The sequence below is a fragment of the Bradyrhizobium elkanii WSM2783 genome (assembly GCF_000472865.1).
Lineage (GTDB): Bacteria > Pseudomonadota > Alphaproteobacteria > Rhizobiales > Xanthobacteraceae > Bradyrhizobium > Bradyrhizobium elkanii_A.
This window is the reverse complement of sequence record NZ_AXAP01000018.1, coordinates 1-23541: the sequence shown is the minus strand read 5'-3', so window position 1 is coordinate 23541 and position 23541 is coordinate 1. Positions and strand designations below refer to the sequence as shown.

General features: G+C 62.9%; 21 protein-coding genes and 1 pseudogene. 14 read left to right on the top strand and 8 right to left on the bottom strand.

Going from position 1 to position 23541, the window contains the following annotated elements; genetic code table 11:
- Nucleotides 1-289: 289 nt before the first annotated feature.
- The gene (locus tag YY7_RS0117660) at nucleotides 290-1870 is read right to left on the bottom strand and encodes a porin (RefSeq protein ID WP_028164408.1); all 1581 of its coding nucleotides are present in this window, start codon (nucleotides 1868-1870) and stop codon (nucleotides 290-292) included.
- Between the two features lie 372 nt (nucleotides 1871-2242).
- On the opposite strand from YY7_RS0117660, the gene YY7_RS0117655 reads away from it, so the two are divergent.
- A complete protein-coding gene (locus tag YY7_RS0117655; protein ID WP_028164407.1) occupies nucleotides 2243-2725 on the top strand; it encodes a MarR family winged helix-turn-helix transcriptional regulator in 483 nt (160 codons plus the stop codon).
- Between the two features lie 73 nt (nucleotides 2726-2798).
- Here the strand turns inward: YY7_RS0117655 and YY7_RS0117650 are convergent, their stop codons facing one another.
- Nucleotides 2799-3926, bottom strand: a complete 1128-nt coding sequence (locus tag YY7_RS0117650; RefSeq protein ID WP_051396769.1) for an alpha/beta hydrolase family protein — start codon at nucleotides 3924-3926, stop codon at nucleotides 2799-2801.
- A gap of 502 nt (nucleotides 3927-4428) precedes the next feature.
- Nucleotides 4429-4629, bottom strand: coding sequence for a hypothetical protein (locus YY7_RS51945; RefSeq protein WP_051396768.1), 201 nt, complete (start codon nucleotides 4627-4629; stop codon nucleotides 4429-4431).
- Nucleotides 4630-4841: 212 nt separating this feature from the next.
- Here YY7_RS51945 and YY7_RS0117640 point away from each other — a divergent pair, with 212 nt between their 5' ends.
- The 6 genes from YY7_RS0117640 (at nucleotide 4842) to YY7_RS0117615 (ending at nucleotide 14923) form a co-directional block, all read left to right on the top strand.
- On the top strand, nucleotides 4842-5162 hold the full coding sequence (locus tag YY7_RS0117640) for a helix-turn-helix domain-containing protein (protein ID WP_028164405.1): 321 nt from the start codon (nucleotides 4842-4844) through the stop codon (nucleotides 5160-5162).
- Between the two features lie 235 nt (nucleotides 5163-5397).
- Entirely contained in the window at nucleotides 5398-6138 is a 741-nt protein-coding gene (locus YY7_RS0117635) for an outer membrane protein (RefSeq protein ID WP_028164404.1), read from the top strand.
- Between the two features lie 258 nt (nucleotides 6139-6396).
- Nucleotides 6397-8541: a methyl-accepting chemotaxis protein gene (locus YY7_RS0117630; RefSeq protein WP_028164403.1), complete on the top strand. Its 2145-nt coding sequence runs from the start codon at nucleotides 6397-6399 to the stop codon at nucleotides 8539-8541.
- Nucleotides 8542-8745: 204 nt separating this feature from the next.
- On the top strand, nucleotides 8746-9807 hold the full coding sequence (locus tag YY7_RS0117625) for an MBL fold metallo-hydrolase (RefSeq protein WP_028164402.1): 1062 nt from the start codon (nucleotides 8746-8748) through the stop codon (nucleotides 9805-9807).
- 260 nt (nucleotides 9808-10067) lie between these two features.
- Nucleotides 10068-11297, top strand: coding sequence for a 5-aminolevulinate synthase (gene hemA / locus YY7_RS0117620; RefSeq protein WP_028164401.1), 1230 nt, complete (start codon nucleotides 10068-10070; stop codon nucleotides 11295-11297).
- Nucleotides 11298-11413: 116 nt separating this feature from the next.
- Nucleotides 11414-14923 (top strand): hybrid sensor histidine kinase/response regulator, encoded by a 3510-nt coding sequence (locus tag YY7_RS0117615; RefSeq protein ID WP_028164400.1) that lies wholly within the window; start codon nucleotides 11414-11416, stop codon nucleotides 14921-14923.
- Nucleotides 14924-14935: 12 nt separating this feature from the next.
- Here the strand turns inward: YY7_RS0117615 and YY7_RS0117610 are convergent, their stop codons facing one another.
- The gene (locus YY7_RS0117610; protein WP_028164399.1) at nucleotides 14936-15664 is read right to left on the bottom strand and encodes a class I SAM-dependent methyltransferase; all 729 of its coding nucleotides are present in this window, start codon (nucleotides 15662-15664) and stop codon (nucleotides 14936-14938) included.
- A gap of 84 nt (nucleotides 15665-15748) precedes the next feature.
- On the bottom strand, nucleotides 15749-16423 hold the full coding sequence (locus YY7_RS0117605; protein WP_028164398.1) for a response regulator: 675 nt from the start codon (nucleotides 16421-16423) through the stop codon (nucleotides 15749-15751).
- A 348-nt stretch (nucleotides 16424-16771) separates the two neighbouring features.
- Between YY7_RS0117605 and YY7_RS0117600 the strand changes: the two genes are divergently transcribed.
- A complete protein-coding gene (locus YY7_RS0117600) occupies nucleotides 16772-18397 on the top strand; it encodes an MFS transporter (RefSeq protein WP_196237282.1) in 1626 nt (541 codons plus the stop codon).
- A 238-nt stretch (nucleotides 18398-18635) separates the two neighbouring features.
- On the opposite strand, the gene YY7_RS0117595 is transcribed toward YY7_RS0117600, so the two are convergent.
- Genes YY7_RS0117595 through YY7_RS0117585 form a run of 3 tightly spaced genes read right to left on the bottom strand, consistent with a single transcriptional unit; the run spans nucleotide 18636 to nucleotide 20308 of the window.
- Nucleotides 18636-19109: a secondary thiamine-phosphate synthase enzyme YjbQ gene (locus tag YY7_RS0117595; protein ID WP_028164396.1), complete on the bottom strand. Its 474-nt coding sequence runs from the start codon at nucleotides 19107-19109 to the stop codon at nucleotides 18636-18638.
- A gap of 20 nt (nucleotides 19110-19129) precedes the next feature.
- On the bottom strand, nucleotides 19130-19648 hold the full coding sequence (locus tag YY7_RS0117590; protein WP_028164395.1) for a hypothetical protein: 519 nt from the start codon (nucleotides 19646-19648) through the stop codon (nucleotides 19130-19132).
- Nucleotides 19649-19684: 36 nt separating this feature from the next.
- Nucleotides 19685-20308 (bottom strand): 2-hydroxychromene-2-carboxylate isomerase, encoded by a 624-nt coding sequence (locus tag YY7_RS0117585; RefSeq protein WP_028164394.1) that lies wholly within the window; start codon nucleotides 20306-20308, stop codon nucleotides 19685-19687.
- Nucleotides 20309-20580: 272 nt separating this feature from the next.
- On the opposite strand from YY7_RS0117585, the gene YY7_RS0117580 reads away from it, so the two are divergent.
- The 6 genes and pseudogenes from YY7_RS0117580 to YY7_RS60415 all read left to right on the top strand — a co-directional run.
- Nucleotides 20581-20952, top strand: a complete 372-nt coding sequence (locus YY7_RS0117580) for an AtpZ/AtpI family protein (protein WP_027581444.1) — start codon at nucleotides 20581-20583, stop codon at nucleotides 20950-20952.
- Nucleotides 20953-21023: 71 nt separating this feature from the next.
- Nucleotides 21024-21773, top strand: a complete 750-nt coding sequence (locus YY7_RS0117575; RefSeq protein ID WP_028164393.1) for a F0F1 ATP synthase subunit A — start codon at nucleotides 21024-21026, stop codon at nucleotides 21771-21773.
- A gap of 52 nt (nucleotides 21774-21825) precedes the next feature.
- Nucleotides 21826-22056, top strand: a complete 231-nt coding sequence (locus YY7_RS0117570; RefSeq protein WP_027537362.1) for a F0F1 ATP synthase subunit C — start codon at nucleotides 21826-21828, stop codon at nucleotides 22054-22056.
- 57 nt (nucleotides 22057-22113) lie between these two features.
- A complete protein-coding gene (locus YY7_RS0117565) occupies nucleotides 22114-22683 on the top strand; it encodes an ATP synthase subunit B (RefSeq protein ID WP_028164392.1) in 570 nt (189 codons plus the stop codon).
- Nucleotides 22683-23168, top strand: coding sequence for an ATP F0F1 synthase subunit B (locus YY7_RS0117560; protein WP_028164391.1), 486 nt, complete (start codon nucleotides 22683-22685; stop codon nucleotides 23166-23168). The genes YY7_RS0117565 and YY7_RS0117560 overlap by 1 nt, the downstream gene beginning before the upstream one ends.
- Nucleotides 23169-23390: 222 nt before the next feature.
- A pseudogene (locus YY7_RS60415) lies at nucleotides 23391-23541 on the top strand (IS5/IS1182 family transposase); the annotation flags it as partial.

Here is a 23541-nt window from a genome sequence, read left to right as displayed (position 1 = left end):
AGGTTTAGCATTAAGAGGTTGTGTCTCAGCGAGACCTAACGGGCCGACCATGCTGCGCCGACTTGAGTCCTTAGTACCTTAGAAAATTACCTGAGTAAATCATATTTTTTGGCAATGCGCTATGCCGAAGCTGCGCAGGTCACGGATGCAGCGAATGGCGAATAGCGAGTTGCGATGGAGTGCGCGACGCCCGCTCGCTTTCGCTATTCGCCACTCACCATTCGCCCAACGAAAAATCCCCGGCAGTTGCCTGCCGGGGATTCTCTAGAGATGCATCAGATCGAGCGGATCAGAAGTTGCGCTGAGCGCGGACCTGCAAGCTGACCGTATCCTGGTCCTTGTACTCGTAGAGCGTGGCCGGCTTCGGCGCCGGCACAGCGAGAACGGCACCACCGGTGAACTTCTGGTCGAGGTGGAGCCAGATGACTTCGGCCGAGAACGTCAGGTTCTTGACCGGGGTCCAACGGGTGACCACGCCGAGCTGAGACACGTTGAAGTTCGGGTTGCAGCTGTAATCCGCAGTGACAGCCTTGGTACCGGTGTAGTTGGCGCAGATGAACGCCTTCGCCGTGTTGTCGTAGCTCACGCTGGAGTAGCTGCCGAACAAGCTGGTCGACCAGTAGGGATCCCAGTTGTGGTTGAACGCACCACGGATACCCCAGGCCTTGGTCAGGTGGATCGAACCGTCGCCACCGGCCGCAACCGGAAGGTACACGCCATCGGTGGTCGCACCGAAGCCGACGCTCTGATAGGCGCCGAGCCTGCTCGTGCTGCCGAATATCGCAAAGCTCGGCGAGGCCGCCGACGTCGAGATCACCTGCTTGGTGTCACCGACGGCATAGGTCGCATCCAACTTGATGTCGTCGCCGGGACCGGTCGGGATGTTCTTGATCTGCAACGCAGCCATCACTGCACCACCCCACTTGGTGTCGGGGTGACCGGACAGTTCCGAAGCAGCGGTCGGAGCCGCACCCGGCAGACCGACGCCACCTGCGGGAGCCGCAGCGGCGTTCAACACGTTATAGGAGCCGCTGACTTCATGTGCCGCAGCCGAAATCTGGAACAGACCCCAAGCCTGATCGATGCGGATGTTACCGACGATGTCCGGAGCATGGACGCCGGCATAGGCGTTGGCGACGCCACCGGTCGCGGTGAGAGGCAGCGACAGGTTGGCAACCGTCGTGCGGTTGAACACGGTCGGGTCATCGAGGCCGATGGTGCCCGAGATGCCGTTGCCGAACTGCGCGGTGTACTGGATGTTGTTCACACCCGTGACGGTGTCATGACCGCCGAGCAGGTTGGATGAGTTGTTGCCCGGATAACCATTCCAAGGCGTCGCAAACGCGGACGACGACTTACCGAAGGTAAAGCCCGCGAACTGGATGAACACGTACTCGACCGCGACGTAGCCGCCGCCCGGCGTGTGCAGCAGGTTGGCACCTGCGACCGGAAGCGAACCATTGATCGAGTTCGGGCTGTAGGTGTTGTTGCCGAGCGTATCGAACTGGAAGTCGCCCTGAGCGAAGGTGCGGACGACGCCATATTCCGTCGCGGTGCGGGTATCGATCGTCAGCGCCATACGGGAGCGGGCGGAGAAGTAGTCTTGATAACGGTTGTGCTGACCCGCATCACCGCTCCAAGCCTGCGAACCGTAGATGCCGCCGTTGAACGTGGTGTCGACACGCAGATAACCACCGATCTTCATGCAGGTATCGGTGCCCGGGATGTACCAGAAACCGGCACCATAGAGCGAACAGACCTTCACGTACTCGACCGCTTTGGCCTTGACGGGAAGATCGGCCGCCTGAGCCCCGCCCATCGCGAGCAGAACCGCCGCTGAGCCAAGAATAAGGCTCTTAGCCACCTTCATTGTTAACCTCCAAGTAAGTGCTGTGCACGAACCCCCGTGCAAAGCGGATTAGACTGCCCTCGAAAAAAACGTTGAGGATCAACGCATCTCTCAAGCCGGTGGCCTGATGAGAACCACCTGAGACGAGACGGTCGGGTGCCCCCCTCCGTCGGAATGAAAGTTATGCATGTGCTATTTAGATAATCAAATTAGTTTACTCACTCATATATTGATTGCCAACGCGATGTGTCTTTTCGGCAACTGAGCGCGCCGCTACCGAAGGACCACCTGTTGCCAAATTTCCCGTGCGAATTGACACATATATAACTGATTACCGGTGTCGTTTCCGCCGCGCATCCGCTATGGAGTCTGAAGGGGGTGAGTACAGTGCCCATGGATGAGTCCGCCACCAAGAGCGAGAATGTCATTCGGCGATTCGCCTGGGAGATCGCGGCGATCAGCGTTCATCTCGAGGAGATTCGCTACTTCTGGGCCAAGCAGCTCGGAATCAGCGGACCGCAATGGATGATGATCGTGGCGCTTGCCGATCTCGATCAGGGCGACGGCGTGCCGGTCAACGCTGTGTCAAAAATGCTGCATGTCGATCCGTCGTTCGTCACGACCCAATCGAAGCTTCTGGAGAAGAAAGGCTTTGTCCGTCGCAAGCCGGCGAAGGAAGACGCCCGCATCGTGAAGATGTCGCTGACCGACAAGACCTACAAGCAGCTCGCGGGCCTGACCTCGCAGCAGGAAAGCCTGAATGAGTTCATTTTCGCGGAATTCAGCCCGCGCGAGCTGGATGATCTGACCAACAAGCTCGCCGCCCTCAAGAGGCGGCTGGAGAAAGCCCGCCTGAAAGTGGCGGCGGATTTTTAGAGACGCGACGTCACCGGCCTCCGTTCATCATCTCCGAAGACGCGAAGGGCGACGCGCCTGCGACTAGATCCTGTTATCTCAAAGGCTGCGCCGCGATGCGGGATGCTATCCAATCGAAAATGAACTCGTTGGCGAGAGTTGGATTGTCCAGGAGCCCCTGGCCTGCGGCAGTCTCCGCGCTCTCAAAAATCTCGAGCGTGATGTCCCGGTCGCGCCGCCCCGCCCGCAACTGATCCGTCAGTTCTGCAACCCTGTCCGCCCTGAGTCCGCCGCGCCCGCTCGCGGCAATCAGCAACGGACACCTGATGCTCCTCAGGATGCGGTCGGCTTCCAATTCAGGACACGATTCGATGCCGAACGATCTGTCCTGCGGATTCAGGAATGACCGTATATGCAGATCCCAGATGCCGCCGTCGCAAACGGCCGCAGCAAAGCGATGGTCGAAGGCGATCCCGCGCGCGACAAAGGACGAACTCCAGCCATCGGCGAGGATCGCGATCCGCCGCTCATCGACATCGTCGCGGCCGACAAGGTAATCCATGATCGGTGCAATGGCCCGCTGCGGCTTGCGGCGCAGCGACACCTCCTCGAATAACTGGCCGCTGCCGTCGCCCAGGACGTCCACCGCAAGCAGCGCCATCCCGCGCTCGGAGGCGTGGTGCGCAAGCTTGAACAGGAATTCTTCCTTGTGGTGTCCGGGCTCTCCGATACAGATGACCACCGGCGCACGATCGCCGCCGCGGCGCGCCGGCAAATAATATCCCTGCAAAGTGAACTCGTTCAGCCAGGGTATCGAGACGACCTCGCCGACCGGCTCGCGGCAGTTGAGATATTTCGCGGCGCATTCGCGCATCGACGCGATCGCTAACCGCCGCTTGTCCGGCGAAAGATCAAGCGGATATGCGGCGGTAAGATAATAGTTGATGGCGCGCAGCCAATTGCTCCTCGCCGTCGCCAGATGGCCCTGTGCGGCCGCGGATGAAGCCCGCTCGCGATTTACTTCCGCGGCGCCAATCCATTCCCGGTGCCAAGAATCGTCGCCATCGTCGCCAGCGAAATCGATGCGGCTGGCGGTGAGCCAGCATTCCGAAAAAGTCGCGCCGCCTTCCTGGACGGAAGCCAGCAAGCGCATGAACTCGAGCGAGAGATCCTCACGTTCAGGCCACCAGATCCACCCTTGCGGGCTCAGATCAGACTCCATGGCCGGAAGCGCCTTGACCCGGGGGAGATGATCGCGAGGACTGCGATCTCTGCAATCGACAACCGGCAACAGCAATTAGCGCGTCCCCCAAAAAGGCCTCAGCCAACTTCGACAGTCCAATAAGCGCATCACAAAAAACTTCGTGCGCGCTGTTCCTCCCCAACTTTGCGCCATGGAGAATGCGCCTTTCTTTCGGCGCAAATCACATCGCTGTCAAAGCGAATGATGCATGGCGGGGTTGCGCAACAAGATGGCGCAGAAACATCTTGCGACGATTGCAGTCAACTGTGCTCACCAATTCATCAGTGAGAGAGGTTGCGATGTGCACCATAGCAGACAGAGAGACAGCCAGCGTCAGCGGTCCGCCGAGAATAGCCTCGGAATATGACGACAAGTTCGGCCCTCGCGGCGTCGGTTGCCATAGCAACTCTTGAAAGTCGATCGGCGAAGATGAGATGAGACCATGATCCGATTCCATCCGATCGGATCATGATCCAGCCGATCAATCGGCGGCAGGCGCGCAGGACACGCAAGCGACCGCAGCCAGCGACATCTCGTAGGCCGAGCCTTTCGTGGATCGATGGGTCATCAGCAGACCGGCCGCAATCACCACCACTGCCATATAAAACGCGAACATGGCGCCGATCCATTTCCAGTCGATTCGGCAAGCGTCGGGTGTGAGGCTTTCAATCAAGCTGCGCATGATCTCCTCCTCATCAGGAATCGGCGTGCGGTATAACTTGCTTCCGCGATGGGCTATGTGATCTGGTTCACAAACCATCCGAATGCAGCGCCACTAAAGCGTGATGAACCGTCATTCCGCTCTATCTTTTGTGTGAGCATGATATTCCCGCAGACGCTTCGAAAGCTGGCGCCCACTTTTCCGGATCATGTTCCGGTCCCAATGAGGTATCGATGACCGGCCCAGAGCTGAAAAAGCTCCGCGAGCATCTCGGCGAGGCCATTGGCCGGCCACTCACGGTGGCCGACATGGCGAAGCTGTGCGGACTGAAAGGGCCCGAGGGCGCCAACACCGTCCGCCGCTGGGAGGTGACGGGACCGAGCGCGCAAGTCGCCGATCTCCTGCGCGTGCTGGCGATGGCCAGCGAGCACTATCCGATCCTCGAGAAGTTCAACGTGTTCGACCGCCATGACGTCCCGGAGAAGGAACGGCCGGCGCGCAAAGCTCAGTTCCGCGAACAGATGCGCGAGGACATCAGGCGCAGGCTTGGTTAAGCAAGTCTTGCCTCGTTAGGAAAGATTTCCGCAAAGGCTGCGCGCGAGGTGCAGATTAAGCCTTCCTTCACCCTTCCTTAAGCCGCCGTTAAGCACAAAAAACAATTACCGGCCAATAGGTTGGATTATCGACCGCGATCGCCCCCCGCTGACATCATTTTATTCAAATGCGGTCTTTATTCGCGCCAGGGGGCGCTGCGCGCAGCGTCTCATTTTGAATCTCCGAGGACTAGAAATGAAGAAGATCCTGCTCGCAACCGTTGCCCTCACGGCGTTCGCCGCAGCCGCGCCGGCATTCGGCGCCGATCTCGGCGCCCGCCCCTATTACAGCAAAGCCCCGGCGCCGGTTTACGCCGCGCCGATTTACAACTGGACCGGCTTCTATGTCGGCGGCCATATCGGCGGCGCCTTCACCAGCAGCGACACCTTTAACGGCTTCGCGCTCAGCGACCACAAAACCCGCTTCCTCGGCGGCGTCCAGGTGGGCGGCGACTGGCAATTCCATCCAAACTTCCTGGTTGGCGTCGAAGGTCAGTATTCCTGGCTCGGAGGCGATCAGGTCAGCGCGGCGTTCCCCGGCGGCTTCGTCTACAACAACGACCAGCGCGGGATCGGCTCTATCACCGGCCGCGTCGGCTGGACCTGGGGCCCGGGCCTGGTCTACGCGAAGGGCGGCTATGCCTATTCCGACAACAACGAAACGCTGAGGTTCGGCGGCATCCCGGTCGGATTCGCGCTGAGCGACAGGCACCGCAACGGCTTTACCGTCGGCGGCGGCATCGAATACATGTTCGCGCCAAACTGGTCGGCCAAGGCCGAGTATCAATTCTACGATTTCGGCGACAGCCGCTTCGTTGCGCCGGCCCCGCTGGTGCCGTTCGGCAGCTTCCATAATGACGAGCACACCGTGAAGGCCGGCATCAACTACCGCTTCAATTTCGGCAATTTCGGCGGGCCGGTGGCAACCGGCTACTGACCGCGATCCAAGAATCTGAACAAGAGACAAAAGGCCGGCATCTCGCCGGCCTTTTTTGATTCTCGAGAGGTTGTAGGTACTGGCGTCCGGCAAGCACCGCGCGATCAATTCCGGCGTGCGGTAGAAAGCTACTTCAACGCCGCCATGCGCGCAAAAATTGCACCGCCGCGCATTCTGGTTCCCGATTTTGTTAACCCGCCATCGCGATACTGCCGCGCGAGGATTCAAGCTCAAGGACAGTGACTGCGGGGCAGGCAAATGGCGTTACGATTCCGCTTCGGTAAAATGAAACTTAAGGGCATCCGGCGCCCGCGATGGGGCGTCAGGGGCAGCCTGTTTGCGGCATTCGCCGTCATCGCCGCCATGGCGATCGTGATCAGCGCGGGCGCCGCCATGGTGTTCGAACAGCTCGGCAAGACCATGGGCGACCTTTCCGGCCGCGACATCCCGCGGCTCGCTGCGAGCCTGCAATTGTCGGCACAAAGCGCGAGCCTCGCAAGCCAGGGTCCGGCGCTGCTCGCCGCGCGCACCGAGGAGGCGCTGAACGAGCGCTCTGCCAAGATGAAGGAAACGCAGACGCAGGCGCTGCAGAAGCTCGACGAGATCATCAAGCTCGGTGCCGACAAGGCGATCGGGAAGGCGCTGACCGAGACGGTCAAGAACATCGACGACGTGATCGAGAGCCTCGGCTCGGCCGCGCGCGAGCGGCTCGAGACGGCGGCGTTGCACGACAAGCTGTATGAAACGCTGCGCAAGGCGCAGGCCGAGTTCGTCGCGGCCTCAGCGCCGGCGATGATGGACGCGCAGAGCCAGCTCCATGCGATCCTCGGCGCGGCCGAGCCGTCGTCCGACGACGCGAGCAGCGCCGCACGCGTCGTAGAGCAGCTCGGCGATGTGATCGCCAGCGGCAACCTGTTGGCCTCCAACATGGCCGCAGCGCTGTCGGCGACCAACAGCGACACGCTGGAAGCGATCGAGAAGGATTTCAAGCGGGTGCTCTCGCAGACGATTTCCAATCTGGAGATGCTGCCTAAGAATTCGAGCACCAAGACGCTGGCCGACGCCGCCACAAAGCTGCAGACGCTCGGCCAGGGCAAGACCGGCGTGTTCAAGGTCCGCCAGAAGGAATTGGACGCCACCGATTTCGGCGAGACCATCCTGGAGGAGACCCGCAAGCTCAATATCGGCCTCGGCATCAGCGTGCAGCAGCTCGTCGACGGCGTGCGGAAGGCGACCGACGCGTCCACCAGCCAGGCGCAACGGGAGATTTCGTTTGCGACCATGGTGATGCTCGCGCTCGGCATCGGCACCCTGATCGGCTCGATCCTGTTCGTCTGGCTCTATGTCGGCCGCAGCATTCTCAAGCGGCTCAAGGGCCTGCAGGACTCGATGCAGCGGCTGTCGGCCGGCGATCTCGACACCGACATCCCTCAGAGCCGCCAGGACGACGAGATCGCCGCGATGGGCAACGCGCTGAAGGTGTTCCGCGAAAGCATGATCGAAGGCCGCGCGCTCTCGGCCGAGCAGGACAAGGACCGCATCGCCAAGGCGGAGCGTGCTTCGCGCATGGAAGCCCATATCGTCGAATTCGAGTCCACCGTCCGCAGCGCGCTCGACAGCCTGCAGAACGCGGCCAATTCGATGCAGTCCACGGCGCAGAGCATGTCGGCGACCGCCGACCAGTCCAGCGCGCTGGCAAACACGGTCGCTTCCGCAGCGGAGGAAACCTCAGTCAACGTGCAGACGGTATCCGCGGGCACCGAGGAGCTCTCTTCCTCGATCGCCGAGATCGGGCGGCAGGTCGTGACCTCGGCCGAGATCGCGCGCAAAGCGGTGGACGAAGCCGGCCAGACCGACGTCACCATGCAGGGTCTCGCCGAGAACGCCGGCCGCATCAGCGTGGTGGTCGACCTGATCCAGACCATCGCCTCGCAGACCAACCTGCTCGCGCTCAACGCCACGATCGAGGCGGCACGCGCCGGCGAAGCCGGCCGCGGCTTTGCCGTGGTCGCCTCCGAGGTGAAGAGCCTCGCCAACCAGACCGCGAAAGCGACCGACGAGATCCGCCAGCAGATCGTCAGCATGCAGGAAGTGACGGCGACGGCGGTTTCCGCGATCCGCAATATCAGCACGACGATCGGCGAGATCAACGACGTCACCACCGCGATCGCCGCCGCGGTCGAGGAACAGGGCGCGGCGACGCGCGAGATCGCCCGCAACATCCAGCACGCAGCCGGCGGCACCAGCGAAGTCTCGAGCAATATCGTCGGCGTCAGCAGCGCTTCGGCGGAAGCCGGAACGGCCGCCGGCGAGGTGCTGAACGCCTCCAGCGAATTGCGCCGGGAGGCCGAGGTGCTGCGCGCCGAAATCGACGCGTTCCTGTCGAATATCCGCGCGGCATAGAAACACCGTCATTCCGGGGCGCCTCGAAGAGGCGAACCCGGAATCCATCGGGCGACAAATCCTGCTGGAGAAATGGATTCCGGGTTCGATGCTTGCGCATCGCCCCGGAATGACGTTCCCACGGCAATCCATGCCCATTATCGGAACCGGCATCTGCTTTTTTGAGCTAGCGCCGGGCGGCCGGTACCGCTAAGCCGATAGACGATGCATTCGAAAACAGACAGCGTGCAGTCCTCGGCTGAGGCACTGCGATACCCCCTCGAAAATCACCCCGGCCCGGACCAGGTCGTGGAAGTGATGCCGGGCGTGCTCTGGGCGCGGCTGAAACTGCCGTTCCGCCTCAACCACGTGAACATCTACCTGCTCGCCGATGGCGACGGCTGGACCATGATCGATTCCGGCTTCGGCAACGAGGAATCGATCGCAGCCTGGACCACGCTGTTCGAAGGCCCGCTCAAGGGCACGACCATCACGCGCCTGATCGTGACCCATTCGCATCCCGATCATGTCGGGCTCGCCGGATGGATCATCGAGCGGTTCGGCTGCCCGCTATACATGTCACAGGTCGAATACCTGCAGTCGGTCTATCATCAGAACCGCGGCACCGCCGAACGATTGACCGCGCAACGTCTGTTTTTCTGCCGTCACGGCATGGACGAGGACCTGACCGACAAGCTGCTCGGCCGCGGCCAGGATTATCTGAAGCGGGTCTCGGTGCTGCCGGCGTCCTACCGCCGGCTGACCCATGGCGACGAGGTCGTGATCGGCACGCGGCGCTTCAAGGTCATCACGGGCGGCGGACATGCGCTCGACCAGGTGATGCTGTATTGCGCCGCCGACAAGCTGTTCCTCTCCGCCGACCAGGTGTTGAGCAAGATCTCGCCCAATGTCAGTGTCTGGGCCGTCGAGCCGGAACAGAATTCGCTCGGCGAATATCTGGCCTCGCTGGCGAGCCTGACCACCACGCTGCCCTACGACGCGCTGGTGCTGCCCGGCCATGGCGTGCCGTTCTACGGCCTGAAGACACGGATCAAGCAGCTCGCCGATCATCACGAGGAGCGCTGCGGGCTGATCGCCGAGGCCTGCCGGGAGACCGCCAAGACCTCCAAGGAGCTGGTGCCGGTCGTATTCCACAAGCACGTGCTGGACGCGCACCAGATGGGATTCGCCGCCGGCGAATTGATCGCCCACGTCAACTACATGCTGGTCGAGGGCCGGCTGACGGCCGAGGCGATCGACGGCGTGCTGCGTTTCCGCACCACCTGACGCTATACACTCCGGTTCGGCTGATCCGGACAATTGCGGGCATCGTGCGATTGCGTAACGATGCGGCCCGAGGAGCTATCGGCCCGCATTCCGGCGACAGGTCTAGGTCGTTGATCCACATCAATATTTGCCGCGCTTCCATGGACAATCTGTCCAATGTCTGGCGCATGCCCGAACGTGGGATAGCGGATAGACATTAGAGATTGAAAAGCTCTAAGAAGAGTTGGCCGCCCCGGCCGGGTCCTGCTCCAGGTTTGCCGATGGATTACAGCCAGTTTTTCAGCGCCGCCCTCAACCGCCTCCATGACGAGCGGCGCTACCGCGTATTTGCCGACCTCGAGCGGATCGCGGGCCGCTTCCCGCACGCGATCTGGCACTCGCCGAAGGGCCAGCGCAATGTCGTGATCTGGTGCTCCAACGACTATCTCGGCATGGGCCAGCATCCCAAGGTCGTCGGCGCCATGGTCGAGACCGCGACCCGCGTCGGCACCGGCGCCGGCGGCACCCGCAATATCGCCGGCACCCATCATCCTCTGGTGCAGCTCGAAGCCGAACTCGCCGACCTCCACGGCAAGGAAGCATCGCTCCTGTTCACCTCCGGCTATGTCTCGAACCAGACCGGCATCGCGACGATCGCAAAGCTGATCCCGAACTGCCTGATCCTGTCGGACGCGCTGAACCACAATTCGATGATCGAAGGCATCCGCCAGGGCGGCTGCGAGCGGAAAGTTTTCCGCCACAGCGACCTCGCGCATCTGGAGGAGCTGTTGCGCGAGGCCGGTCCCGACCGGCCGAAGCTGATCGCCTGCGAGAGCCTCTACTCGATGGACGGCGACGTGGCGCCGCTCGAGCAGATCTGCGACCTCGCCGAGCGCTATGGCGCCATGACCTACGTCGATGAGGTCCATGCGGTCGGCATGTACGGGCCGCGTGGCGGCGGCATCGCCGAGCGCGACGGCGTCATGCACCGTATCGACGTGCTCGAAGGCACGCTGGCGAAGGCGTTCGGCTGCCTCGGCGGCTATATCGCCGCCAAAGCCGAGATCATCGATGCCGTGCGTTCCTATGCGCCCGGTTTCATCTTCACGACCGCCCTGCCGCCGGCGATCTGCTCGGCCGCGACCGCGGCGATCCGCCACCTCAAGACCTCGAATTGGGAGCGCGAGCGCCACCAGGAACGCGCCGCCCGCCTCAAGGCGATCCTGAACGCGGCCGGCCTGCCCGTGATGTCGAGCGACACCCATATCGTGCCGCTTTTCGTCGGCGACCCCGAAAAGTGCAAGCGCGCGACCGACATCCTGCTCGAGGAGCACGGCATCTATATCCAGCCGATCAACTACCCGACCGTCCCCAAGGGCACCGAGCGGCTGCGGATCACCCCGTCGCCCTACCACGACGACGGCCTGATGGACGGCCTCGCCGAGGCGCTGCTGCAGGTCTGGGAGCGGCTTGGGCTGCCGCTCCGCAAGCGGTCGATGGCGGCAGAATAACCCTAACGACGCGACATCCGGGATCGGAACGGCGGCGCACGGTGCGCTATCCGCCTGATCCCGCTATACTCTCCCGTCACGGCCCGCTCTGAGGCCGGGAAGGGAGATCAGCAGCGATGCTGCACGACTGGGGCGTCATCGCCGCCGCGTTCGGCTATATCGGGTTCCTGTTCTTTGTCGCCAGCCGCGGCGATCGTTCGCTGCCGACGAAGCGTGGTCGCGCGGGCATGGTGATCTACCCGCTGTCGCTCGCGATCTACTGCACCTCCTGGACCTTCTTCGGCTCGGTCGGATTTGCGACCCGCACCAGCGTCGACTTCCTGGCGATCTATGTCGGGCCGGTCCTCATGATCGGCTTGTGTACGCCGCTGCTCCGCCGCGTGATCGGGCTTGCCAAGTCGCAGAACATCACGTCGATCGCCGACTTCATCGCCGCGCGCTACGGCAAGAGCCAGGCGGTGGCCGCCACCGTGGCGCTGATCGCGATCATCGGCTCGGTGCCCTATATCGCGCTCCAGCTCAAGGCGATCGCCTCCTCGCTGGAAACGATCCTGGCCGAGGACAGGGCGTTTTCCTCGGTCCCCATCCTCGGCGACATCGCGCTGGTGGTGATGCTTGCGATGGCCGTATTCGCGGTGCTGTTCGGCACCCGGCAGGCTGATGCCACCGAACATCAGCACGGCCTGATGCTGGCGGTCGCGACCGAATCCATCGTCAAGCTGGTGGCGTTCCTCGCCGCGGGCATCTTCGTCACCTTCTGGATGTTCTCACCGACCGAACTGATCGAGCGCGCGATGAAGACGCCGGAAGCGGTGCGGGCGATCGAATATGTGCCGTCGGTCGGCAATTTCCTGACCATGACGCTATTGTCGTTCTGCGCGATCATGCTTTTGCCGCGCCAGTTCCACGTCAGCGTGGTCGAGAATTCAGGCCAGGAGGAGGTCGGGCGCGCGCGCTGGCTGTTCCCGCTTTATCTCGTCGCGATCAACCTGTTCGTGATCCCGATCGCGATCGCGGGGCTCGTGACCTTCCCGTTCGGCGCCGTCGACAGCGACATGTATGTGCTGGCGCTGCCGATGGAGGCCAACGCATCGCTGCTCAGCGTCGCCGTCTTCATCGGCGGGCTGTCGGCGGGCACCGCGATGGTGATCGTGGAATGCGTGGCGCTGTCGATCATGGTCTCCAACGACATCGTGCTGCCGATGGTGCTGCAGCGAAGCCGCGAAGCGCTCGCCGGGCAGAAGGATTTCAGCGACTTCCTGCTGAGCGTGCGCCGCTTTGCGATCTTCGGCATCATGGTGATGGCCTATTTCTACTATCGCGCGCTCGGCAATACTCAACTTGCCGCGATCGGGCTGTTGTCGTTCGCGGCGATCACCCAGCTTGCGCCCGCCTTCTTCGGTGGGCTGTTGTGGCGGCGGGCCACCGCGCGCGGTGCTATGGCCGGCATGGTGGTCGGCTTTGCCGTGTGGATCTACACGCTGTTCCTGCCGAGCTTCCTGGAGAGCAGCACCACGGGACTGATGCTGCTGCAGCACGGCCCCTTCGGCATCGAGGCGCTGCGGCCACAGGCGCTGCTCGGCACCGACCTGCCGCCGCTGCTGCATGGTGTGCTGTGGAGCCTGTCGCTGAACATCTTCACCTACCTCGTGTTCTCGCTGGCGCGCGAGCCGACCTCGATCGAACGGCTGCAGGCCGACCTGTTCGTGCCCCACACCTTCACGCCGATCGCACCGAGTTTCCGGCGCTGGCGCAGCACGGTGACGGTGCAGGACATCCAGAGCACGGTGGCCCAATATCTCGGGCCCGAGCGCGCCGGCCACGCGTTCGAGGCGTTTGCGGCCGAGCGTGGCGGCGCGCTCAACGCATCGGCGCCCGCCGGCCTCGAATTGCTGCAGCATGCCGAGCGCCTGATCGCATCCTCGATCGGCGCCGCCTCCTCGCGGCTCGTGATGTCGCTGCTGCTCCGCAAGCGCACAGTTTCGGCGAAGGCCGCGCTCAAGCTGCTCGACGATTCCCATGCGGCGCTGCATTTCAACCGCGAGATCCTGCAAACCGCGCTCAACCATGTGCGCCAGGGCATCGCGGTGTTCGACGCCAATCTGCAACTGATCTGCTCGAACCGGCAATTCGCCGAGATCCTGGCACTGCCGGCGCATCTGGTTCAACTCGGCATCCCCTTGTCGGAAATCCTGGAGTTCATGGGCGCGGTCAATCCGTCAGGCTCGGGCGACGCCCAGATCATGCTGGAGAAGCGGCTCGCCGCCTACACCACCGAGGGCGAGCCTTACCTGGAGCGGCTGCCCGACCGCCACATGGTGATCGAGGTCCGCACCAACCGGATGCCCGGCGCCGGCTTCGTCATCACCTTCTCCGACGTGACGCCGAGCTTCGAGGCGGCCGAGGCGCTGGAGCGTGCCAATGCGACGCTGGAAAAGCGCGTGCGCGACCGCACCGAGGAACTCACCCGCCTCAATTCCGAGCTGGCGCTGGCCAAGAGCGCCGCCGAAGATGCCAATATTTCCAAGACGCGATTTCTCGCCGCCGCCAGTCACGACATCCTGCAGCCCTTGAACGCAGCGCGGCTGTACGTCACGAGCATGGTGGAGCGCCAGCAGGGCGGCGAGGATTCCCGCCTGGTCGAGAACATCGACGACTCCCTGGAAGCGATCGAGGAGATTCTCGGCGCGCTGCTCGACATTTCGCGGCTCGATGCCGGCGCCATGACGCCGTCGATCAGCCGCTTCAAGATCGGCGATCTCATGCGCTCGCTGGAAATCGAGTTTGCGCCGATCGCGCGCGCCAAGGGGCTGGAGCTGGCCTTCGTGCCGTCTTCGCTGGCAGTCGAGTCCGACCGTTCGCTACTCAGGCGGCTATTGCAGAACTTCATCTCCAATGCGATCAAATATACGCCGCGCGGCCGCGTGCTGGTGGGTTGCCGCCGTCGCGGACAGTCGCTCAAGATCTGCGTCTACGACACCGGCGTCGGCATTCCCGTGCTCAAGCGCCGCGAGATCTTCAAGGAGTTCCATCGTCTCGAACAGGGTGCGCGGATCGCGCGCGGCCTGGGATTGGGGCTGTCGATCGTCGAGCGGCTGGCGCGCGTGCTCAACCATGGCATTGCGCTCGATGGCAATGCCGGTGGCGGCTCGATGTTCTCCGTGACCGTGCCGGTCGCGAAGGCAATCAATCATACAGGGCCCGTGACCAGCGCGACGCCGCTCGCCAAGACCCCGATCAGAGGCGCACTGATTGTCTGCATCGAGAACGACCTGGCGATCCTCGATGGCATGAGGACGCTCTTGACGGCCTGGGGCGCCGAGGTGATCGCGGTCGCCGATCCCGAAAGCGCGATCGGCGCGATCGAGGCCGCGGGCGGGCGCGTCACCGGCCTCCTGGTCGACTATCATCTCGACCGCGGCAACGGCGTCGCCGCGATCCGCGACATCCGCCGCCGCTTCGGCGAGGGCCTGCCCGCGATCCTCATCACCGCCGACCGCAGCCCCAATGTCCGTGCCGCCGCGCGCGAGGAAAACATCGCGGTGCTCAACAAGCCGGTGAAGCCGGCGTCATTGCGGGCGCTGCTGGGGCAATGGCGCACGCAGCAGATGGTGGCGGCGGAGTAGATCTCAGCGGGCCTACCGCTGGGCTGCGACGATCAACATCATCGGCCGCTCCAGCTCCTCGGCAAGATCGCGCATTGCGGCAATCTGATCGGGTGTCGGAGCAAATTCCTCGACGTGCCGGATCTCAAATCCGACGCCGATCAGCATATTCAGTGTCGTTCCGATCCTGCGATGATACTTGATCACGCCATCCGCAAACCAGTTCGTCTTGCGTGGCCCCTCAAGCGCGTATGCATCGACTGGCCACGTCTTGCGCCCCTCCTGATCAGTGCGCCAGCCCGGCTTTCTCGAAGCCATATAGATTGGATGCTCTATGGTGAAGACGAAACGCCCGCCCGGCCGCAGCGCGTGATAGACGCTGCGCACGAGCCTCTCGAAATCCTCGATGTAGTGTAGGGCCAGCGAGCTATAGGCGAGGTGGACCGAGGACGGCGGAAACTCGACCCGTTCGAGATCGGCGATCCTGTACTCAATGCCGGCATCGTGGGTATTCAGCCTCGCGCGACCGATCATGTTCTCGGAGAGATCGAGCCCAAGCACATGTGCAGCTCCCTGCGCGCGGGCCCATCTCGCAAACCAGCCGAAGCCGCAGCCGAGATCGAGGACGCGCTTGCCGGCCAGATCGGGGAGTTGCGCGCGGACCGCCGGCCATTCTGGCGCGCCGTCAAGCCCGCGGACGGACCGCGGCAAAGTGGTGTAACCGGCAAAAAAGACAGGATCGTCGTAGATGTTTTGGGCCAACAGGCTCTCCATCGATGCCGCCGGGCAGACGCGTAGGGTGGTCAAAGCGAAGCTTTGACCACCCTACAATTCAGCGGTGGCTGATCACACCTGCGGCGTGCCCTGGCGCCATTGGCCGCCGGCGATCTTGGCGGCGGCGATCACGGCCTGGGTGCGGCTTTCGACGCCGAGCTTTTGCAGGATTGCTGATACATGCGCCTTGATGGTGGCCTCGGAAACGCCGAGCTCGTAGGCGATCTGCTTGTTGAGCAAACCCTCCGACAGCATCATCAGGACGCGCACCTGTTGCGGCGTCAGCGTCACCAGCCGGTCGCGCAGCCGCGCCATCTCGGGATCGCCGGCGGATGACAGGTCGGTGTCGGCGGGAACCCAGACGTCGCCGTCCATCACCTTCATGATGGCATCGCGCAGCGTGTCGACGCCGAAGCGCTTCGGGATGAAACCCGACGCGCCGAAGTCGAGCGAGCGGCGGATCGTGGTGGCATCATCGCTGGCTGATACGATCACCACCGGGATCGCCGGATATTGCGCGCGCAGATAGATCAGGCCGGAGAAGCCGCTGATCCCCGGCATGGTCAGATCGAGCAGAATAAGGTCAACGTCGGCGTCCTTCTCGAGCAAGGCGGTGAGCTCGTCGAACGAACCTGCTTCGGTAATGGCAGCCGAACTGACGACGCTCGCGACCGCCTGCCGCAGCGCATCGCGGAACAGCGGATGGTCATCGGCGATGACAAGATGGGTCTGGACAGCAGCAGTCATCGGTATCTCTTGAGCGGGTCGCCGCCCCCTTTTTTCCCTTGTCCTCCGAGCGAAGGCTGCGTGCAAGCCGTAATTCTACCGTCTGTCGAAGCAGTTAATGCGCGCGCTTGTGCATCGCAACACGCGCGTCGAATCCAGATCGGGATCGCGCGACCGACAGTTCCTCGCGGCGTGGAAGGGCGTGAAGAGGGCCGAAAGTCGTATTGGGGCGGCTTTTGCCGCGATGTTACCCTCTTTCGAAGCCCGTAGCTCATCCGGCCGAACTCGGCAGGCGAGTTCAGCAGCAATAATTTGGGGGGAATGATCCAGATGTCCACAATGACTGCAAGTTCGGCGCGCCGCGCCGGGATGACGAAGGATGAACGCTTCGTCATCCTTGCCTCCTCGCTCGGCACCGTCTTCGAGTGGTACGATTTCTACCTGTACGGATCGCTGGCCAGCATCATCGGCGCGGAGTTCTTCTCGGCCTATCCGCCGGCGACTCGCGACATCTTCGCCCTGCTGGCCTTCGCCGCCGGCTTCCTGGTGCGTCCGTTCGGCGCCATCGTGTTCGGCCGCGTCGGCGACATCGTCGGCCGCAAATACACATTCCTTGTGACCATCCTGATCATGGGCCTGTCGACCTTCATCGTCGGCCTGTTGCCCAACGCCGCCACCATCGGTATCGCCGCGCCGGTCATCCTGATCGCGTTGCGCCTGCTGCAGGGCCTTGCGCTTGGCGGCGAATATGGCGGTGCAGCAACCTATGTCGCCGAGCATTCCCCGCAGGGCAAGCGCGGCTACTACACCTCCTTCATCCAGACCACCGCCACGCTCGGCCTGTTCCTCTCGCTGCTGGTGATCCTGTTCACGCGCACCGCGACCGGCGAACAGGCGTTCGCGGAATGGGGCTGGCGCATTCCGTTCCTGGTGTCGGTGCTGCTGCTCGGCATCTCCGTCTGGATCCGGCTACGGTTGAACGAATCGCCGGTGTTCCAGCGCATGAAGGACGAGGGCAAGAGCTCCAAGGCACCGCTGACCGAAGCCTTCGCCAACTGGGCCAACGCCAAGATCGTGCTGCTCGCCCTGATCGGCGGCACCATGGGCCAGGGCGTGGTCTGGTACACCGGCCAGTTCTATGCGCTGTTCTTCCTGCAATCGATCCTGAAGGTCGACGGCTATACCGCCAACCTCCTGATCGCCTGGTCGCTGCTGCTCGGCACCGGTTTCTTCATCGTGTTCGGCGCGCTGTCCGACAGGATCGGCCGCAAGCCGATCATCCTCGCCGGCTGCGCGATCGCGGCGCTGACCTTTATCCCGATCTTCAAGATGATCACCACCAACGCCAACCCGGCGCTGGAGAAGGCGATCGAATCCACCAAGGTCGAAGTCGTGGCCGATCCCGCAGGCTGCGGCGATCTGTTCAACCCAGTCGGCACCCGCGTCTTTACCGCGCCGTGCGACACTGCCCGTGCCTACCTCGCGCAGTCGTCGGTGAAGTACGCGACGACACCAGGCCCGGCCGGCTCCGGCGTCAAGGTCGTGGTCAATGGCAAGGAAGTGCCTTATGCCGACGCCAAGACTTCCAATCCGGCGGTGCTGGCGGCGATCCAGGCGGCGGGCTATCCGAAGACGGGTGACGCCGGCATCGTGAAGATGTCGAATCCCTTCGACATCTTCCGTCCGCAGGTCGCGGCCGTGATCGGGTTGTTGTTCATCCTGGTGATCTTCGTCACCATGGTCTACGGCCCGATCGCCGCCATGCTGGTCGAACTGTTCCCGACCCGCATCCGCTATACCTCGATGTCGCTGCCCTACCACATCGGCAACGGCTGGTTCGGCGGCTTGCTGCCGGCGACCGCGTTCGCGATCGTGGCCTCGACCGGCGACATCTATGCCGGCCTCTGGTACCCGATCATCTTCGCGGCAATCACCGCGGTGGTTGGCTTCCTGTTCCTGCCGGAGACCAAGGACGTCGATATCAGCAAGACCTGAGACGAAGCGCGCTTTTCAGCGCTTGCTCGATCGGCCGCGGAGCGATCCGCGGCCGATCTTGTTTGGATCGAATTGCATCCCCGATCGATGCTGCGCTCCCTCTCCCGCTTGCGGGGGAGGGCTGGGGTGGGGGTGCCTCCGCATTGGGACTGCCGGTGGGGAGAGAACCCTCACCCGGCGCTGACGCGCCGACCTCTCCCGCAAGCGGGAGAGGTGAACCAGCCAGACCGCGTCGCCTCTACTTGATGCTGCCGATGAACTGCAGCACGACCTCGCGCTGATGCGGCCTCGTGCGATGCTCGATCAGGTAGATCGCCTGCCAGGTGCCGAGCGCGAGCTCGCCATCCAGCACCGGAACCTGGAGCGAGGTCGACGTCAGCATGGTCTTGATATGCGCCGGCATGTCGTCAGGACCTTCGGTGTCATGGCGCCATCCGCCATTCTCCGGCGCCAGGCGGCGCAGCACGGTGAGGAGATCCTCGAGCACGGTCGGATCGGCATTCTCCTGGATGGTGAGCGATGCCGAGGTGTGGCGGATGAACAGCGTCACTTGCCCCTCCGCCCCGCGCGCCTCGCGCAGGAATTTTGCGACTTCCGAGGTGAGGTTGGTGAAGCCGACGCCCGACGTGTGTACGGTCAGTAGCGATGACACGACGGTGGTGGCACTGACGGTTGATGGAGCGCTGCGCGAGAGTGATCGGGTCGAGGTCATGAAGGACCTACCTTGCCAAACTAAATCTTCCCTGACGTGTCGCGCTGCACGCGGTTGGCCATCTCGACCAGGCGGCGCCAGGCGCGTTCGAGGAAGGACATCACGCGATCCATATCCTGATCGCTCGGCAACGGGATTTCGATCCTGCGCCCGCCCTCGGCGACCTTCGGTTCGCTTTTCTTCAGCGAGTCCGATTTCGGCAGCGCCTCGTCGGTCTTGCCGGTGGCGGCCTGATCGCGCTGCGCGAGCTCGGCCTTGAGCGTCTCGTTCTCGGCCTGCAGCCGGCCGATTTCCGCGTCCATCGCGGCGCGCTCGTCGGGCACGGCATAGCAGGCCCAGCCCGTACCCGAATTATTGTTGCAGGTTGAGACCGTGCCGGTCCGCGTGTCGAGCCGCAGCACGCCATCGGTGGTGGTCGACAACGCGTAGCGGCCGTTCTCGGTATCCGGCCGGGATTGAGCAAAGGCTGTGCCGCTCAGGCTCAACACTACGACCGCGAGGACGGCGGGGACTCTTGATGAAGACGTCGCGTGGCGCATCGGCGTGCTCCCGACTCAGAAAAGAATGCCGCGCCCCTATATATCCGACGTATAGGGCGGCCTGCCCGACTTCAATGCATCGGCGAGCAAATCCAACCGGTCCTGCCCCCAAAACACCTCGCCATCGAGCACATAGGCGGGCGAGCCGAATACATCGGCCGTTATCGCATCCTGACGGTTCTGCTCATAGGTGGCGCTGATCGCCTCCGAGGCGGAACGTTCCACCAGCTTGCTGCCGGGCAGGCCCGCTTCGTCGGCGAGGCGCGCCACCGTCGCGGGATCGGCGAGATCGAGCTGATCCTCCCAGACCGCGACAAAACCGCGCTTCAGGAAAGCATCGGGATCGAGCCCCAGCTCAATCGCAGCGATAACCGCGCCGTCGGCAAGGCGGGCATTGAACGGCCAGTGCGCGGGTCTCAGATGAAACTGCAATCCGCGCCGGTCGCGCCAGCGCTGCAATTCCACCATCCGATAACGTTGCCGCACCGGGTGGCGCTTGAGCAGCGGCAAGCCGCCCGTCTCCGAGAACAGGTCGACCAGCACCACAGGCTTGTAGTTCACCTTGAGATCAAAGCCAGTGACGAGATCGCGGAACGGCCGGTCGCCGATATAGGCCCAGGGAGATTGAAACGAGAAGTAGTAGTCGACCTGGCGCGACATGGCGGCTCCGAGCGGGATTGGTGCGACGATGCGCCCATCCCAACAGAGCGCCCCGACCGGTGCAAGACCGCCGCGGCCTGAATGTCGGCTGTTGCGTTGCGATGACAGGTCGCAGACATCTGGAATATCTCCAAAGAAGTGCAATCGAATCAATGCGCTAACTGGTTGTTACGCAATCTTGACTTGATCGGACACGGTAAGTATGGTCCGCGCGGCTTTTGAGGGTGGCGGCGCAATTTCCATCAACCGCAGCATCGTTTAGTGTCTGCCGCATGGCGGAAAACAAAAACGACAACGCAAGTGGAAATCGCGACCAGTCGTCGTCCGACGAAGCTGCGCTTTCCGCAAGGCTCGGAAGTCTGGATCATCGGTTGTCCGAAATTCGCGACAGCCGCAAAATCAGGACTGATCAATCCGGAACTGAAAGCGGAGACGGTGCGGCCAGAGCTTCGGCGATGGCGCTCGGCTTCCGCCTTTCCTCGGAATTGGTCGCGGGCGTTGTCGTCGGGGCGGCGATTGGCTGGGGATTCGACCGTCTACTGTCGACATCGCCGTTCGGTCTCATCGTGTTCCTGCTGCTCGGCTTCACGGCCGGCGTGGTCAACGTGGTGAGGTCTGCAGGCGTGGCCTCAGGCAAGCGCTGAGTTCTGGCGGAAGTCACGACATCTGTAATTCGATTGCCGGCGGATAAGCCGGGGGACCAAGAGCCGCGCGGATGAAAATCGATCCGATCCACCAGTTCAATATCGAGCCCCTCTTCACGATCGGCCATATCGGCAATCACACGATCGCCTTCACCAATTCGACGCTCTACATGTTCGTGGCGGTAGCGTTGATCTCGGTGCTGATGCTGGCGAGCGGCCGGCAACTGGTTCCGGGGCGCCTGCAGTCGGTCGCCGAAATCTCTTACGAGTTCGTCGCCAGCACCATCCGCAGCACCGCCGGCGCGGAAGGCATGAAGTTCTTCCCGCTGATCTTCTCGCTGTTCATGTTCATCTGCGTCTCGAACCTCGTGGGCATCATCCCCTACACGTTCACGATTTCGAGCCACCTGATCGTCACCGCCGCGCTCGCGCTGCTGGTGTTCTTCACCGTCCTGATCTACGGCGTCTACAAGAACGGGCTGAAGTTCTTCAAGATTTTCGTGCCGTCCGGCGTGCCGATCTACATCCTGCCGCTGGTCATGTTCATCGAGATCCTGTCGTTCTTCCTGCGGCCGGTCTCGCACAGCGTGCGTCTGTTTGCCAACATGCTGGCCGGCCATATCGCGCTGAAGGTGTTTGCGGGTTTCGTCGCGATGCTCGGCGTCTCGCTCGGCGCCGTCGGTTGGCTCGGCGGCGTGATGCCGCTCGCCCTCACGGTCGCATTGACCGCCCTCGAATTGCTGGTCGCTTTCCTGCAAGCCTATGTGTTTGCGATCCTGACCTGCATCTACCTCAACGACGCCATTCATCCGGGACACTGAGCGGTCCGGGGAATTTCCACCCACATCTGTCTTTCTCTCCAAGGAGCAAACTATGGAACCGGCAGCAGCTAAACTTATCGGCGCGGGCATCGCGTGCATCGGCATGGGCGGTGCGGGCGTCGGCGTGGGCGTCATCTTCGGCAATTATCTTGCCGCCGCGGTGCGCAATCCGTCCGCCGCCCAGGGCCAGTTCGGCAACCTGATCTTCGGCTTCGCCGTGACCGAAGCGCTCGGCATCTTCTCGCTGCTGATCGCGTTGCTCTTGCTGTTCGTTCCGCTCTGAGCGGTACACTCTTGCGCCGCCTGCGGGCGGCGTCCGTGACAGCTACAGGAGAACTCCATGGCTGAGAGTCATGGCGAAAAATCAGGCCAGAAGGCCGGCGCCCACACCGAAGCCGATGGCGGCCACGGCGGAGCTTTCCCTCCGTTCGATTCGTCCACCTACGCCTCGCAACTGGTGTCGCTGGCTGTCGCCTTTGTCGCGCTCTACATCATTGTGTCGCGCTTCGCGCTGCCACGTGTCGGCGGCGTGATCGAAGCGCGCCAGAACATGATCGAGGGCGATTTGGCGGACGCGCAGAAGCTCAAGGATGAGTCCGCCGCTGCGCTGAAGGCCTATGAGAACGACCTGGCGGCCGCGCGCTCCCGCGCTCAGGCCATCAGCAACGAGACCCGCGAGAAGCTGAACGCGGCCTCCGAAGCCGAACGCAAGGTGCTGGAGGACAAGCTTACGGCCAAACTCCACGACGCCGAGAAAACCATCGCGGCGACACGGGCGACGGCGATGAGCAATGTCCGCGGCATTGCGGCGGATGCGGCGACCGCGATCGTGCAGCGGCTGACCGGCGCTGTGCCGGATGGCGCTGCTGTGAACAGCGCCGTCGACGCCTCGCTGAAGGGACAAGCCTGATGTTGACCGAGCCGGAAACCTGGGTTGCGATCGCCTTCGTCATCCTGATGGTGGTGTTTGCCTATCTTGGCATCCATCGCACGGTGCTGAAGGCGCTGGACAACCGCAGCGAACGCATCAAGGCCGAACTCGATGACGCTCGCCGTCTGAAGGAAGAGGCCGCAAAGCTGCTCGCCGAATACAAGGCCAAGCGCACGACTGCCGAGCGCGAGGCGGAGGAAATCGTCGCGAGCGCCAAGGCGGACGCCGAACGCATCGCGGCTGAAACCAAGACGAAGATGGAAGATTTTGTCGCGCGGCGGACCAAGACCGCCGAGAACAAGATCGCGCTCGCCGAAGCCCAGGCTCTGGCGGATGTCCGTGCTGCTGCGGCGGATGCCGCGGTGACGGCGGCGTCCACCATCCTGTCGCAGTCGGTCAAGGGCCCCATTGCCGACGACCTCCTCGCCAAGGGGATCGCCGAGGTTCGTTCCAAGCTGAACTGAGCGGCTTCAACGCCAATCAAAAAGCCGGCGCGAGATGATCGCGCCGGCTTTTTGTTTGGGACCGTCTTGTAGGGTGGGCAAAGCGCAGCGTGCCCACCTTTCTTGCAGCGAACGTGGATGGTGGGCACGCTTCGCTTTGCCCACCCTACGAGACTGTGAATCTTTTTATATCGGGCGCGTGGCAGCTGTGATTCTCTTCGCGGATTGATTTGCAGGAGGGGGATGATGGCTGGTGACGAGTTGTTTGGAGAGCTGCCGGAACAAGCGGAGCCACGGGCCGAAGCAGTGCGGCGCGGTGCGCCGCGGCTGCGCGAGCCGGTGCGCGACCAGGTCGAACTGCGAGCGGTCGATATCGACAGCCTGATCGGACAAG

What these genes read in the sequence shown, in the direction of transcription:
- YY7_RS0117575 (WP_028164393.1), top strand. Translation starts at nt 21,024, where the DNA reads ATGAAAATCGATCCGATCCACCAGTTCAATATCGAGCCCCTCTTCACG.
- YY7_RS0117565 (WP_028164392.1), top strand. Translation starts at nt 22,114, where the DNA reads ATGGCTGAGAGTCATGGCGAAAAATCAGGCCAGAAGGCCGGCGCCCAC.
- YY7_RS0117585 (WP_028164394.1), bottom strand. Translation starts at nt 20,308, where the DNA reads ATGTCGCGCCAGGTCGACTACTACTTCTCGTTTCAATCTCCCTGGGCC.
- YY7_RS0117605 (WP_028164398.1), bottom strand. Translation starts at nt 16,423, where the DNA reads ATGACTGCTGCTGTCCAGACCCATCTTGTCATCGCCGATGACCATCCG.
- YY7_RS0117615 (WP_028164400.1), top strand. Translation starts at nt 11,414, where the DNA reads ATGCTGCACGACTGGGGCGTCATCGCCGCCGCGTTCGGCTATATCGGG.
- YY7_RS0117590 (WP_028164395.1), bottom strand. Translation starts at nt 19,648, where the DNA reads ATGCGCCACGCGACGTCTTCATCAAGAGTCCCCGCCGTCCTCGCGGTC.
- YY7_RS51945 (WP_051396768.1), bottom strand. Translation starts at nt 4,629, where the DNA reads ATGCGCAGCTTGATTGAAAGCCTCACACCCGACGCTTGCCGAATCGAC.
- YY7_RS0117640 (WP_028164405.1), top strand. Translation starts at nt 4,842, where the DNA reads ATGACCGGCCCAGAGCTGAAAAAGCTCCGCGAGCATCTCGGCGAGGCC.
- YY7_RS0117655 (WP_028164407.1), top strand. Translation starts at nt 2,243, where the DNA reads ATGGATGAGTCCGCCACCAAGAGCGAGAATGTCATTCGGCGATTCGCC.
- YY7_RS0117625 (WP_028164402.1), top strand. Translation starts at nt 8,746, where the DNA reads ATGCATTCGAAAACAGACAGCGTGCAGTCCTCGGCTGAGGCACTGCGA.
- hemA (WP_028164401.1), top strand. Translation starts at nt 10,068, where the DNA reads ATGGATTACAGCCAGTTTTTCAGCGCCGCCCTCAACCGCCTCCATGAC.
- YY7_RS0117580 (WP_027581444.1), top strand. Translation starts at nt 20,581, where the DNA reads ATGGCGGAAAACAAAAACGACAACGCAAGTGGAAATCGCGACCAGTCG.
- YY7_RS0117650 (WP_051396769.1), bottom strand. Translation starts at nt 3,926, where the DNA reads ATGGAGTCTGATCTGAGCCCGCAAGGGTGGATCTGGTGGCCTGAACGT.
- YY7_RS0117630 (WP_028164403.1), top strand. Translation starts at nt 6,397, where the DNA reads ATGGCGTTACGATTCCGCTTCGGTAAAATGAAACTTAAGGGCATCCGG.
- YY7_RS0117560 (WP_028164391.1), top strand. Translation starts at nt 22,683, where the DNA reads ATGTTGACCGAGCCGGAAACCTGGGTTGCGATCGCCTTCGTCATCCTG.
- YY7_RS0117595 (WP_028164396.1), bottom strand. Translation starts at nt 19,109, where the DNA reads ATGACCTCGACCCGATCACTCTCGCGCAGCGCTCCATCAACCGTCAGT.
- YY7_RS0117570 (WP_027537362.1), top strand. Translation starts at nt 21,826, where the DNA reads ATGGAACCGGCAGCAGCTAAACTTATCGGCGCGGGCATCGCGTGCATC.
- YY7_RS0117660 (WP_028164408.1), bottom strand. Translation starts at nt 1,870, where the DNA reads ATGAAGGTGGCTAAGAGCCTTATTCTTGGCTCAGCGGCGGTTCTGCTC.
- YY7_RS0117600 (WP_196237282.1), top strand. Translation starts at nt 16,772, where the DNA reads ATGACGAAGGATGAACGCTTCGTCATCCTTGCCTCCTCGCTCGGCACC.
- YY7_RS0117635 (WP_028164404.1), top strand. Translation starts at nt 5,398, where the DNA reads ATGAAGAAGATCCTGCTCGCAACCGTTGCCCTCACGGCGTTCGCCGCA.